The sequence below is a fragment of the Mycobacterium sp. DL99 genome, from assembly GCF_004762045.1.
Lineage (GTDB): Bacteria > Actinomycetota > Actinomycetes > Mycobacteriales > Mycobacteriaceae > Mycobacterium.
The window spans coordinates 6,264,298-6,277,051 of record NZ_SJOM01000007.1 but is presented as its reverse complement, the minus strand read 5'-3'; the positions used below and the strand labels follow the sequence as shown (position 1 = coordinate 6,277,051).

The 12,754-nt window shown below is 66.0% G+C and carries 12 protein-coding genes and 1 pseudogene; 6 read left to right on the top strand and 7 right to left on the bottom strand.

What is annotated here, in order from left to right:
• The first annotated feature begins 41 nt into the window (after window positions 1–41).
• Window positions 42–1,367: a glycosyltransferase 87 family protein gene (locus EYZ64_RS30500; protein ID WP_286175356.1), complete on the top strand. Its 1,326-nt coding sequence runs from the start codon at window positions 42–44 to the stop codon at window positions 1,365–1,367.
• A gap of 366 nt (window positions 1,368–1,733) precedes the next feature.
• Here the strand turns inward: EYZ64_RS30500 and EYZ64_RS30490 are convergent, their stop codons facing one another.
• The gene (locus tag EYZ64_RS30490) at window positions 1,734–2,585 is read right to left on the bottom strand and encodes an LLM class F420-dependent oxidoreductase (RefSeq protein ID WP_135459479.1); all 852 of its coding nucleotides are present in this window, start codon (window positions 2,583–2,585) and stop codon (window positions 1,734–1,736) included.
• Between the two features lie 186 nt (window positions 2,586–2,771).
• Here EYZ64_RS30490 and EYZ64_RS30485 point away from each other — a divergent pair, with 186 nt between their 5' ends.
• A complete protein-coding gene (locus EYZ64_RS30485) occupies window positions 2,772–4,118 on the top strand; it encodes an NAD-dependent succinate-semialdehyde dehydrogenase (RefSeq protein ID WP_167858037.1) in 1,347 nt (448 codons plus the stop codon).
• 15 nt (window positions 4,119–4,133) lie between these two features.
• Here the strand turns inward: EYZ64_RS30485 and EYZ64_RS30480 are convergent, their stop codons facing one another.
• Window positions 4,134–5,780 carry a SulP family inorganic anion transporter gene (locus EYZ64_RS30480; RefSeq protein ID WP_135459477.1) on the bottom strand — a complete coding sequence of 549 codons (1,647 nt, stop codon included), beginning with the start codon at window positions 5,778–5,780 and terminating at the stop codon, window positions 4,134–4,136.
• A gap of 80 nt (window positions 5,781–5,860) precedes the next feature.
• Here EYZ64_RS30480 and EYZ64_RS30475 point away from each other — a divergent pair, with 80 nt between their 5' ends.
• The 3 genes from EYZ64_RS30475 to EYZ64_RS30465 all read left to right on the top strand — a co-directional run bounded on the left by EYZ64_RS30475 (window position 5,861) and on the right by EYZ64_RS30465 (window position 7,747).
• The gene (locus EYZ64_RS30475; RefSeq protein WP_135459476.1) at window positions 5,861–6,238 is read left to right on the top strand and encodes a thiol-disulfide oxidoreductase DCC family protein; all 378 of its coding nucleotides are present in this window, start codon (window positions 5,861–5,863) and stop codon (window positions 6,236–6,238) included.
• Between the two features lie 9 nt (window positions 6,239–6,247).
• Entirely contained in the window at window positions 6,248–7,252 is a 1,005-nt protein-coding gene (locus EYZ64_RS30470; RefSeq protein WP_135459475.1) for a PHP domain-containing protein, read from the top strand.
• A 63-nt stretch (window positions 7,253–7,315) separates the two neighbouring features.
• Entirely contained in the window at window positions 7,316–7,747 is a 432-nt protein-coding gene (locus EYZ64_RS30465) for a hypothetical protein (RefSeq protein ID WP_135459474.1), read from the top strand.
• Between the two features lie 10 nt (window positions 7,748–7,757).
• Here the strand turns inward: EYZ64_RS30465 and dinB are convergent, their stop codons facing one another.
• The gene (dinB, locus tag EYZ64_RS30460) at window positions 7,758–8,981 is read right to left on the bottom strand and encodes a DNA polymerase IV (protein WP_135459473.1); all 1,224 of its coding nucleotides are present in this window, start codon (window positions 8,979–8,981) and stop codon (window positions 7,758–7,760) included.
• Window positions 8,982–9,005: 24 nt separating this feature from the next.
• Complete coding sequence (locus tag EYZ64_RS30455) at window positions 9,006–9,665, bottom strand: TetR/AcrR family transcriptional regulator (RefSeq protein ID WP_210115599.1); 660 nt, start codon at window positions 9,663–9,665, stop codon at window positions 9,006–9,008.
• A 61-nt stretch (window positions 9,666–9,726) separates the two neighbouring features.
• On the opposite strand from EYZ64_RS30455, the gene EYZ64_RS30450 reads away from it, so the two are divergent.
• Window positions 9,727–11,196 (top strand): flavin-containing monooxygenase, encoded by a 1,470-nt coding sequence (locus EYZ64_RS30450; protein WP_135459471.1) that lies wholly within the window; start codon window positions 9,727–9,729, stop codon window positions 11,194–11,196.
• A 58-nt stretch (window positions 11,197–11,254) separates the two neighbouring features.
• Here EYZ64_RS30450 and rraA read toward each other — a convergent pair whose 3' ends face one another.
• From rraA to EYZ64_RS30435, 3 genes and pseudogenes are all read right to left on the bottom strand, one after another.
• Complete coding sequence (gene rraA, locus EYZ64_RS30445) at window positions 11,255–11,734, bottom strand: ribonuclease E activity regulator RraA (protein ID WP_135459470.1); 480 nt, start codon at window positions 11,732–11,734, stop codon at window positions 11,255–11,257.
• A 20-nt stretch (window positions 11,735–11,754) separates the two neighbouring features.
• The gene (locus EYZ64_RS30440) at window positions 11,755–12,516 is read right to left on the bottom strand and encodes a MerR family transcriptional regulator (protein ID WP_135459469.1); all 762 of its coding nucleotides are present in this window, start codon (window positions 12,514–12,516) and stop codon (window positions 11,755–11,757) included.
• A 44-nt stretch (window positions 12,517–12,560) separates the two neighbouring features.
• Window positions 12,561–12,754 (bottom strand): annotated as a pseudogene (locus tag EYZ64_RS30435) (hypothetical protein); the annotation flags it as partial.

Here is a 12,754-nt window from a genome sequence, read left to right as displayed (position 1 = left end):
CCGATTACGATCTCCAGGTGTCGCTCGCTCGGATACCCCAAGTGACCGGGGGTGAGTTGGTGCTGCGACGGCGTGTTGTCTCGATCGCACTGATCGGGGCAGTCCTGGCATTGCTGGCGCACAATCACCTCGTTCCATTCCAGACGCAGTTCTTCGGACTGACCGGGAACAACTTCGACCTGGATACGTATCGCGCCGCGGTGCACGCTTCCTGGGATGGCAGGAGCCTGTACGAGGAACCGGCGCTGCGCGGGGCCTGGTTCGTATATCCGCCGTTCGCGGCTTTCGTCCTTGCGCCGTTCGCCTGGCTCGGTTTCGACGTCGCCAAGTACCTTCTGCTGGCGCTATCGATCTGCCTGCTGGCGCTCATCGCGTGGCGCATCCTGCGCCTGGCAGGTCTTCGCGCGGATCTTCGGCTGGGCGTGCTGAGTGCCGCGCTGGCGGTGATCGTCATCGATGTCGAGCCGGTACAGGCCACCTTGTGGTGGGGACAGATCAACGTCCTTCTCATGGCACTGGTGATGCTGGATCTGTTGCGGCCCGCCGCGTCCCGGTGGCGGGGGATCGGGCTGGGGATCGCCGCCGGCATCAAGCTCACGCCGCTCGTGTTCCTCCCGTATCTGCTCTTAACCAGGCAGTGGCGCGCTTCGGCCGTGGCGGCACTGACTTTCGTCGCCACGGTGGTGCTCACCTGGCCGCTGCTACCGCGAGACAGCGCCTGGTTCTGGAGTCACCTCGGGGACACCTCGCACATCAGCTCTATCGATCATCTGGCCAACCAGTCGATCAACGGATTCCTCGCCCGGTACTTCGCCCCGAACCCGCGCCCGGAGTGGCTGTGGATTGTGTTGAGCCTCTTGGTGCTTGCCGCCGGTCTCGCGGCGGCGACCTGGGCGTACCGGCGAGGAGAACGCGCGCTGGCGGTGGTCCTGGTGGGCTTGACCGGTTGCGCGGTATCGCCGTTCAGTTGGGCGGCGCACTGGGTGTGGTTCGCACCTGCGATCTTCTGGCTCGTCGCGAAAGCGTGCACGGCACAAGGCATGTGGGCTCGTGGCTGGATGTACCGCGCTGTGGGCCTGCTCGCGATGGTGTTCATGTGGACTCTGCACCGGCCAGGCCGTAATCACACCACCATGTACTTCACCGGCGTGTACTGGAACTTCCTGGATGTGCGGCGGTTCTGGGTCGGCCAGCTCGCGAGTGGTTGGTATCCACTGGTGTTCGTGTGTTTCGGGATCGGTGCGGTGAGTTGGTTGCGTCTGAGCGCGATACCGAAGAACGACGAGCCGGACGAGATGCCCATGACATCCGACGACATCGACGACTACCCGCCGGAATTTCTCGATGAGGAGTTGGCGCGCGCCTAGAGATAGCCACACCAGTCCCATCAGCCTCAGCAGAAACATCAGATTTTTGTGCGGCGTGGCTCACACTGTTTGCCGGATGTCAGGTATCTAATGACGTGGTGAGAGTGCTGCGGTAACGTGGAACTACGGGTACAGCTACCAGTAAGTCGCAGGAGTGATCACCGTGTACATCAGTCCGATAAGTCGGTCACGGATGGGTCGTATTGCCTGGTCATTGTTCCGTCATCCGATGAAGAGCCGTGAGTTTCCGGCCAAGAACGAACGCCTGGCTACGGTCGATGAGCTACTTCGCTTCGGCGTTTGACGGGTATCCGTCACGCCCCGGGCCGACGCCTTAGCGCCGACCCGAGAGCGTAGCCGTATCGGTCAGCGGGTCAGCTGGCCGGAATCTCTGATCGCCTCGGCCAACGGCTCCAGCACGGCCGGGTCGTAGGGCGGTGGCAGGTAGATGATCGCCAGATCCAGGCCCTCGGCACCGAGTGCGGCAGCCTCGTCGACCACCTTCTTGTAGTCGAGGTCCGCACCCAGTCGCACGTGCGCCGACAGGGTGATCTCCTTGGGGTCACGGCCGAGATCGGCGCAGTGCGCGGCCAGCACATCGCGCTTGCGGGCGAACTCCTCGGGCGGGCCGCCGACGAAGTTCCAGTGATCGGCGTACTTCGCAGTGATGCGCAGCGTGCGCTTCTCGCCGCTGCCGCCGATGCAGAACGGCGGATGCGGCTGCTGTGGGCCCTTGGGCTCGTTGCGCGCGTCCTTCAGTTGGTAGAACTTGCCGTCGAACGTCGTCGTGTCCTGCGTCAGTAGCCCCTTGAGAACCTCGCAGGCCTCCTCGAACCGGTCGAAGCGTTCCTTGATCGAACCGAGTTCGATCCCGTATGCGCCGGACTCCTCCTCGTTCCAGCCGGCGCCGATGCCGAGCTCCAGGCGCCCGTTGGAGACGATGTCCAGTGCGGAGGCCATGTTCGCCAGCACGGCGGGATGGCGGTAGTGGATACCGGTGACGAGCACCCCGACGCGCAACCGCTCAGTGGCCTGCGCCAGGGCAGTCAGCGTCGTCCAGCCCTCGAGGCAGGGGCCGGACGAGTCGGAGAAGATCGGATAGAAGTGGTCGAACGTCCAGCCGGATTCGAAGACGTCGATCGTGTCGGCAGCTTTCCAGATGGCGAGCATGTCGGCCCAGGTCGTGTTCTGCGGGGAGGTTTTGAAGGCGAAGCGCACGTCATCACAAACTAGTCGCGCGCCGGCATTCATTCCTGGACTCGCGCAACTGCCAGGAGCTTTTCAGGCGCGCTACGGATCCATGGTGCTGATTCCGTATCTTCGGTGCCATTTTGGCGTCGCAATCGGTAGTCTCGGGCAGGGAAATATACGAAATCCCCCGATCTGACCCGTCTTGGAGTGAACATGAGCGTGTACGCAGTCACCGATCCGGCGACCGCCGAGGTGGTCGCCACTTACCCGACCTCGACCGACGCCGAGGTCCAGGCTGCGATCGACGCCGCAGCCAAGGCCGGCCGGAGCTGGGCCCGCACCACCACCGTGGCCGAACGGGCGGCGCTCATCACCAAGGTCGCCGCCCTGTACGAGCAGCGCCGCGAACAGCTGGCCGACGTCATCGTCCGAGAGATGGGCAAGCCGCGCGATCAGGCGCTGGGCGAGGTCGACTTCACCGCCGCCATCTACCAGTACTACGCCGACAACGCCGAACAGTTCCTGGCCGACGAGCCGATCTCGCTTCTCGATGGTGATGGCACCGCGGTGGTCAAGCGAGGCCCGGTCGGGGTGCTGCTCGGCATCATGCCGTGGAACTACCCCTACTACCAGGTGGCCCGGTTCGCCGGACCAAACCTGATCGTGGGCAACACGATTCTGCTCAAGCACGCCCCGCAGTGCCCCGAATCCGCCGAGCTGATGCAGCTGATCTTCCTGGAGGCCGGCTTCCCGCAGGGCGCCTACGTGGACATTCGCGCCACCAACGAGCAGATTGCCGACGTCATCGCCGACCCGCGGGTGGCCGCCGTGTCGCTGACAGGTTCTGAACGGGCGGGTGCCGCAGTCGCCGAGATCGCCGGCCGCAATCTCAAGAAGTGCGTACTGGAACTCGGTGGCTCTGATCCGTTCATCCTGCTGTCCACCGATGACCTCGACGCCACCGTGCAGGCAGCTGTCGACGCCCGCATGGAGAACACCGGACAGTGCTGTAACGGCGCCAAGCGCTTCATCGTCACCGAGAACCTCTACGACGACTTCCTGGCCAAGTTCACCGAGAAGCTGCTCGCCGCGGCCGACGGAATCGCCCCGCTGTCCTCGGAGCTGGCCGCCGACCGGCTTGAGCAACAGGTGTCACAGGCTGTCGAGCAGGGCGCCACACTCGCCGCGGCAGGCGAGCGTCGTGGCGCCTTCTTCCCGCCGGCCGTGCTGACGGGTGTGACCGAGGACAACGACGCCTACCACCAGGAGCTGTTCGGCCCGGTGGCGATCGTGTACAAGGTCGGTTCCGAAGACGAGGCCGTTGCCCTCGCCAACGACACCCCGTTCGGACTCGGGTCCTACGTGTTCACCACCGACGCGGACCAGGCCGCCCGGGTCGCCGACAAGATCGACGCCGGAATGGTTTTCGTCAATCTCGTCGGCGCTGACAGCGCGGAACTGCCGTTCGGCGGGATCAAGCGGTCCGGTTTCGGACGCGAGCTCGGCAGGTACGGCATGGACGAGTTCGTGAACAAGAAGCTCATCCGCATCGGCGGCTGACGCTGACGGAGCAGGTCAATGCGGGCCGCGCGCGACATGCAGTCGCGCGTGGCCGATCGCATCGTCGAGCGAATCGAGCAGATGGTTCTCGTGCCTGAGTGAGTCGAAGACGCCGACGTTGGCGAGCAACGCCGAGTGCTCCGGGCGTACGCCCTTGATGATCACCGTGATACCCCGTGACTCCAGTTCGGTGGCGATCTCCGCGAGCGTGTGTGCGCCGGTGGCGTCGAGCATCCCGAGTTGCGACATCCGGATGATGACGACGGAAGTCTGCGGGTGCTCGGCGTCCGTGATCGCACTCGAAATGCGTTCGGCTGCACCGAAGAACATCGCACCATCGAGGCGCAGCAGCGCGATCTGATCATCCCCGGGATGCGATGGACCCGGGAGCTCTTCACGAACGACGCTGCTGCGCCGTGCTACGGAACGCAATGCGAAGAACGCGGCGGCGACGACGCCGATCTCGACGGCCTCGATCAGGTCGAAGCACACGGTGACCGCGGCGGTCAGCGCAAAGGTCAACGCATCGGATCGGGTGGAGCGCAGGATCTTCCGGATCGTGGCCGCCGAGATCATCCGGAACGACGTCACCATCAGCACGCCGGCCAGCGCAGCGAGCGGAATGGTGGACACCGGACCGGTGGCCAGATACACCACGCCCAGCAGGACGAGCGAGTGCACGATCGCCGCCACCCGCGTCCGGGCGCCGGACCGGACGTTGACGGCGGTGCGGGCGATCGCGCCGGTGGCGGGCATACCGCCGAAAACTCCGGAGGCGACAGAGGCCAGACCCTGCCCCACCAGCTCACGATCAGGGTCGTACGGTCCGGTCGGCGACATGGTCGCGGCGACCCGCGCCGACAGCAGCGATTCGATGGCCGCGAGCGCGGCGATGGCCAGCGCGGCACCCAGCAGAGTGCGCAAGGCGCCGAGGTCGGCGTGCGGCAGCACCGGGGTAGGCAGGTGTGACGGCAGCTCGCCGATCGCGGCGACCGGAACGTGGAGCGCGGAAACCAAGACGGTAACCACGATCACCGCCGTCAGCGATTCCGGGATGGACCGGTGCAGTCGGGGCAGGGCGACCATGAGGAGCGCGACGACAGCAACCACCCCAAGGGTTTTCGCCGCGGCGGTCCAATCGGCCTGGACGATTGCCGTGATCGCGGCGGGCAGTGTGCGCTCACCGGCCGGGGCCTGCTGGGCGAAGGCGGCGGGAACCTGCTGCAGGAAGATGATCGCCGCGATGCCCAGGGTGAACCCCTCGATCACCGGCCACGGAATGAATGTCACGGCCCGGCCGAGACCGGTTGCCCCGGCGGCCAGTACCAGCAGGCCTGCCGCAACGGTCACCAATGCGATGCTGCCGAGCCCGTGCTGCGCGACGATCGGCGCCAGGACCACCGCCATCGCCCCCGTCGGGCCGGACACCTGCACATGAGAACCGCCGAACACTGCCGCGACCAGGCCGGCCACCACTGCCGTGACCAGCCCTGCGGCAGCTCCCACGCCTGAACTGATCCCGAATGCCAACGCCAACGGCAATGCCACCACCCCGACGGTCACACCTGCGAGGACGTCGCGGCGCCATGAGTGTGGAAATTCGGTGTAGTCGTCGCGATGGGGCAGCAGCCGTCGGAATGTGCCGGCCGCGGTTCTGATCAAAGTACTGCCTGACGAATTGATGGATTGAGCGATTTCGCAATCCACTGTACGGCATCGCAAATGCTGGGCACACTGAAGGTATGAGCGGTGTCCTGTACTTCGACGGCAACTGCGGCATGTGCACCCGTAGCGCGAATTCCTTGATGCGGCGACAACGCACCGGAGAGCTGCACATCGAGCCGTTCCAGCGGCCCGGCACGCCGGAGCTCCTCGGCGTCTCGAACGATGAGATGCTCGAAGCTGCGTGGTGGCGGGACTCCTCGGGGGACGTGTACCGCGGCGCCGAAGCGATCAACGCGGCGCTCGCGGCCGGGATGGGCAGCCGGATTCCGTTGGGGCTGTACCGCATTCCCGGTGTGCGTCAGGTGCAGAATGCGGCCTACCGCTGGGTGGCGAGCCATCGATACCGGTTCCCGGGCACCACGCCGCACTGCGCGGCGCGCCCAGGGGACTGCTGAGCAGCGCCGATGGATCCGGTGACCGCACTGCGCCAGATCGCGTACTACAAGGACCGCGCGCGCGAAGACCCGCGACGGGTGATGGCCTATCGCAACGCCGCCGACGTCGTCGAAGCCCTGAGCGATGCCCAGCGCGAGCGCCTGGGTGCGTCGAACAGCTGGCAGTCGTTGCCGGGGGTGGGGCCCAAGACCGCGAAGGTGATCACCCAGGCCTGGGCCGGCCGTGAGCCCGACACCCTCGTCGAATTACGTTCGGCGGCTGAGGACTTCGGGGGTGGCGCGGTGCGCGCCGCGCTCCGGGGCGACCTGCATGTGCACTCGAACTGGTCCGACGGATCCGCCCCGATCGAGGAGATGATGCTGGCCGCGCGCGACCTCGGCCATGAGTACTGTGCGCTGACCGACCACTCACCGCGCCTGCGGGTGGCCAACGGGCTGTCACCGGAACGGTTGCGCGACCAGCTCGACGTCATCGAGGGGCTCCGCGAACTCGTGGCGCCGATGCGCATCCTCACCGGGATCGAGGTCGACATCCTCGAAGACGGGTCGCTGGACCAGGAGCCCGAACTGCTGGAACGCCTCGACGTGGTGGTTGCCAGCGTCCACTCCAAACTCGCCATGGACTCGGCGGCCATGACCCGGCGCATGGTCAAAGCGGTGTCGAACCCGCACACCGATGTTCTCGGGCACTGCACCGGACGCCTGGTCACCGGTGGACGCGGAGTGCGGCCCGAGTCCAAGTTCGACGCCGGGAAGGTGTTCACGGCCTGCCTCGACCACGGCACCGCCGTCGAGATCAACTCGCGGCCCGAGCGGCGCGACCCACCGACCCGGCTGCTGAACCTGGCATTGGAGATCGGTTGTCTTTTCACCGTCGACACCGATTCCCATGCTCCCGGCCAGCTCGAGTTCCTCGGCTACGGAGCCCAGCGGGCCCTGGACGCCGAGGTGCCGATCGAGCGCATCGTCAACACCTGGCCGGCCGAGCAGCTGCTCGCGTGGACCGCCGGCTGAGGTTCACGCTCCCGAAGTGAACGGATCATGCTGGGCGAGCAGCCTCGGGTCTAAGCTCACGCGATGCACGCCGAACTCGGTATCGACACCGTCATCACCCTGCTGGCCGCCGGGCTGATCTTCCTGCTGGCACTGGTGCTCGGAGTGTGGAAATACCGGCAGATGGCCACCAGTGAGAACCACCTGGCCCACCCGTACGTCGACATCGCCCACCGGGCCGCCCTGCTGTATTCCTTCGCCACGCTGCTGGTCGCGGTGTTCGTCGAACTCAGTGCCTGGCCCACCTGGGTGAACCTCACCGCGGCGATGGTGCTCGTACTGTTCTTCGTCGTCGCCATCATCAGCTACATCGAGCACGGCGCCAGGCGGGACACCACCAACCAGTTCGAGCGGCCCAGCGCCGGCCTGCATGCCGGGATGGTCGCGCTCATCGTCGGCGAGATCGGCGGGTTTGCCGTACTGCTCGCGGGATTCATTGCCGCGCAACTGTTCTAGCGGTAGCCCGTCAGTAGGGCAGCGTCGGCATCTCCAGGCCGGGATCGCGCCCGACCAGCACCCCGCGGGTCAACATCGCGTTGCCGAACCGCTGACGCACCTCGTCGATGGCGCCGTCGATCGCCACCGGATCAGGCTGCGAGTCGAACGGCAACTCCAGCTGCTGACTGCCTTCGTGATCGATGTTGGACACCGCGAACCCGATCAGGGTCAGCCCGCGCTCGGCGATCACCGGCGCGGCGGCCGTCACCAAGGCACGGGCGGCGGCCAGGACCGCCTCGGTCGAGGCGGTGGCCCGGGGCAGGGTGTGCGACCGCGTCGCCCGGCCGAAATCGTCGAAGCGCAAACGTAATACGACGGTGCGACCGGTGCGTCCGGCACCCCGCATGCGGCGGGTGATGCGGTCGACGAGGTTGACCACAACAACGTCCACCTCCGCGGCCGACATCGTGTTGCCGCGCCGCCCGAGTGCGCGTTGGGCACCGACCGAACTGCGGCGCACACCTGTCGTCACCCGGCGTCGATCGATGTTGCGCGACAACGCATACAGCTGCCGCGCCATCGCGCCGCCGACCATGGTGCCCAACGCCGACTCGGACAACTCGGCCACATCAGCGACTGTCTCGATGCCGTGGACGTGCAGCTTCTCGGCGGTCTTGGCGCCGACACCCCACAACCGGCGCACCGGCAACGGATGCAGGAACGCCAACTCGCGGTCGGGCGGGACCAGCAGCAGGCCGTCCGGTTTGGCCACCTGGCTGGCCACCTTGGCCAGGAACTTCGTGCGTGCGATGCCGACGGTGATGGGCAGGCCCACCTGCTCGCTGACCTGCTCGCGCAGGCGGCGGGCGATCTCTACCGGGGTGCCGGACACCCGGCCCAAACCCGACACATCGAGAAACGCCTCGTCCACCGACAGCGGCTCGACCACCGGCGTGGTGTCGTGGAAGACCTCGAACACGTGCCGGCTGGCTTCCGAATAGGCCGACATGCGCGGCGGCACCACCACCGCCCGCGGGCACAGCGCACGCGCCTGGCCACCGCTCATCGCCGTGCGTACCCCGAATGCCTTGGCCTCGTAACTGGCCGCCAGCACCACACCGCCGCCGACGATCACCGGGCGGCCGCGCAGCGCCGGATCGTCACGCTGCTCGACCGATGCGTAGAACGAGTCGAGATCAGCGTGCAGGATGGCCGCCTGCGGAGCTGCGGTTGGTGTGCCCGACACGAACATATGTTCGCATAGATGGCGGACGGGTCAGCGGGCCTCGCCGTAGATGCTGGTCATCCAGATGTGGGCGAGGGTATCGACCACGTTGTCGAAGGCGACCGCGGGTTGTTCGGCGCTCAGGGCCGCCATCATGGTCCGCTCGTTCATCAGGTTGAGCGAGGTTGCGAGGTCCATGGCGGGGATGGTCTCCGGGGCGGCGCCGCGTTGGCGCTCGGCGGTGATCAGCGCGGCGGTCAGGGCGATCCATTTCTGCATCAGCCCGGACCAGAGCGTGCGGAACTCCGGGCTGCTGTTGAGTGCCTCGGTGCCGGCGCGTGCCGTGGCCGGATCCGACCCGAACGAGCTGAAGAAGATCTCGATGCCGCGGCGGATCGCCCGCTTGGGATCCGCGGGCATGGCCTCCAGTGCGCTGTCGAAACCGGTGTCCGCGCGCTTGATCAGCGGATCGAGCAACGACAGCACAACCGCTTCCTTCGACGGGAAGTAGAAGTAGAACGTCGGCCGGGAGATCCCGGCGCCTTTGGCCAGGTCATCCACCGATATGTCGGCGAATTTCTTGGTCTCGAGCAGCTGCCTGGCCGTCGCGAGGATCGCCGCTTCGCGGTCGTCGCCCGAAGGGCGGGCGGCACGGCGGCCGCGCGGGGCGCGCGTCGTGCTGGAGCTGGTCACAGTGAAGCAGCCTAACATCGCGTTGAGTTTCTCAACACACCGTTGACCGACTCAACACCCTGTTGATACCGTCGGTCCCATGACCGAACATTTCGATGTTGTGATCGTCGGTGCCGGCATTTCCGGCATCAGCACGGCCTGGCACCTGCAGGACCGTTGCCCGACCAAGAGCTACGTGATCCTCGAGCGCCGGGAGAACATCGGCGGCACCTGGGACCTGTTCAAATACCCGGGCATCCGCTCCGACTCCGACATGTTCACCCTCGGATTCCGGTTCAAGCCGTGGGAGTCGGCCAAGTCGATCGCCGATGGCGAGTCGATCTGGAACTACATCAACGAGGCCGCCGACGAGAACGGCATCCGCAACCACATCCGCACCGGTCACCGCGTGCTCTCGGTGGACTGGTCGGACGCTGACAACCGCTGGACCGTCGACGTCGAGCACAACGGCGAAGCCAAGCAGATCACCGCTTCGTTCCTGTCGGTGTGCAGCGGCTACTACAACTACGACGAGGGCTACTCGCCCGAGTTCCCAGGGGCCGAGAACTTCAAGGGCCAGATCATCCACCCGCAGCACTGGCCCGAGAACCTGGACTACACGGGCAAGAACGTCGTCGTGATCGGCTCCGGTGCCACCGCCATCACGCTCATCCCGTCGCTGGTCGACGGCGGCGTCGGGCACGTCACGATGCTGCAGCGTTCACCCACCTACGTCGGATCCCTGCCACTGGTCGATCCGTTCGCGGTGAAGACCAACAAATACCTGCCGAAGAACCTCGCGCATTTCGCGAACCGGTGGAAGCAGATCGGTTACAGCACCGGCCAGTACCAGGTCGCACGCCGCTTCCCGTCGATCTTCAAGCAGTTCTTGCGCAAGATGGGGACCCGCCGCCTGCCCCAGGACTTCGACTACGACAAGCACTTCAGCCCGCGCTACGCCCCGTGGGACGAGCGAGTCTGCCTGGCCCCCAACGGGGATCTGTTCAAGGCCATCCGCTCGGGCAAGGCCGGCGTCGTCACCGACACCATCGAGACCTTCACCGAAACCGGGATCAAGTTGGCCTCCGGTGAGGAATTGCAGGCCGACATCATCGTCACCGCAACGGGTCTGAACATGCAGTTGTTCGGTGGTGCAGTCGCCCACCGCAACGGCGAGCCGATCGACCTGACCGAGTCCATGACCTACAAGGGCCTGATGCTTTCGGGCGTGCCGAACATGGCGATCACCTTCGGGTACACCAACGCATCGTGGACGCTGAAGGCCGACCTGGTGTCCGAGTTCATCTGCCGCGTGCTGAATTACATGGACGCGAACGGTTTCGACCGGGTCGAGCCGCAGCACCCCGGTGGCAGTGTCGACGAGCTGCCGTTCATGGACTTCACCCCAGGCTACTTCCGGCGGGCCATGGACACCCTGCCCAAGTCGGGTTCGGAAGCGCCGTGGAAGCTCAAGCAGAACTACTTCTTCGACATGCGGACCATCCGCTACGGCAAGGTTGACGAAGAGTCGCTGATGTTCACCAAACACCGTGCCGCAGTGACGGTTTAACTGGCAAAAGTGTGAAAAAGCCCCCCACGTCAACGTGGGGGGCTTTTTTCGTCCGGTGTTACCGAGCCACCACCACGATGCCGTCCTCGTCGCAGTAGGCGATCTCGCCCGGGACGAAGGTCACGCCGCCGAACTCCACGGGCACGTCACGTTCGCCCTCGCCGGTCTTGGTGCCCTTGCGCGGGTTGGTGCCCAGCGCCTTGATCCCGACGTCGATGGTGCGCAGCGCCGCGGCGTCCCGCACCGGTCCGTTGACGACCACGCCAGACCAGCCGTTGTCGGCGGCCAGCCCGGCGATGATGTCGCCAACCAGCGCGGTGTGCAGCGACCCACCGCCGTCGACCACCAGCACCCCGCCGTTGCCCGGGGTGGACAGGATCGACTTGAGCAGTGCGTTGTCCTGAAAGCAGCGCACCGTGGTGATCGGCCCGGCGAACATCGTCTTGCCGCCGTAGTTCTGCAACTGCAGATCGCAGCTACGGACGTCGGGGTAGATCTCGTCGACCAGATCAGCGGTGGCGCGCGGTTCGATACTCACCCAGCGATTATCGCAGCCGGCTAGCCGGCGACGCTTTGCACGATGATGTCGTGCACGAACTGGGCCAGGCCCGGTTCGACGTCGTCGTAGTAGCGGGTGAACCGCTCATCCGCCAGATACATCTCTGCCAAGCAGACGTGCATGTCGTCGCTGCAGCCGTAGAACCGCTCGATACCGGCCCGATGGCGGGCCGCCAGCTGGCCGGCCGCAGCTGAACCCGGGCTGACCCCGCCCCGTTTGGCGGCAGCCAGATCAGCCAACAGCGCGTCGCCCTCGGCCTTGATCTCGAGCCAGTCCCCTTTGGTGAGCTTGGCCGCGCGCTCCTGTGACTGCCGCCATTCGTCGGTGTCGCCCCAGCGCTCGCGGACCTCGTCGGCGTGCTCGTCGTACACGGCACTGCCGAAGATCTCCGCCTGCTCCTCGGCGGTCAGCTGGATTCCCCGGTTGTGGGCGCTCATCAATTCCTCCACTGCCTTGATGGTCTGCTGCAGCTGCTCGGCCTGATCGCACAACAGGCTGTGCTGACGTCGCAGGTGGGCGAGCACGTCGGAATCGTCGTCGATCAGGGACCGGATCTCGTCCAGAGCCAGGCCGACCGAGCGGTACACCAGGACCAGGTGCAGCCGCTCGATGTCGGCATCGGTGTAGCCGCGGTAACCGGCCGCGGTACGCACGCCGGGCACCACCAGACCGATGTGGTCGTAGTGATGCAGCGTGCGCACCGAGACCCCCGTCAGCGCGGCGACCGCACCGACGGATCTCGCCTCTGAATTCCCGTGCATGAGGCCACTATCGACCCTGACGTCGCGTCAGGGTCAAGCCCGGATCAGTCCTCGTCGGAATGACGGCGGCTGAGCAACACCAAGAGCACCGCCAAAAGACCGACGGTAACCGCAGCGGCCAGCGGCAGCTTGGACGACGGACTCTCGCTCATCGGGACCAGCGCTGGACCGGACACCGGGTTGGCGGCCGAGGTGACAGTTGACTTGGCTTGTGCCGCAGCCTCTTTGGCGGCCTTGG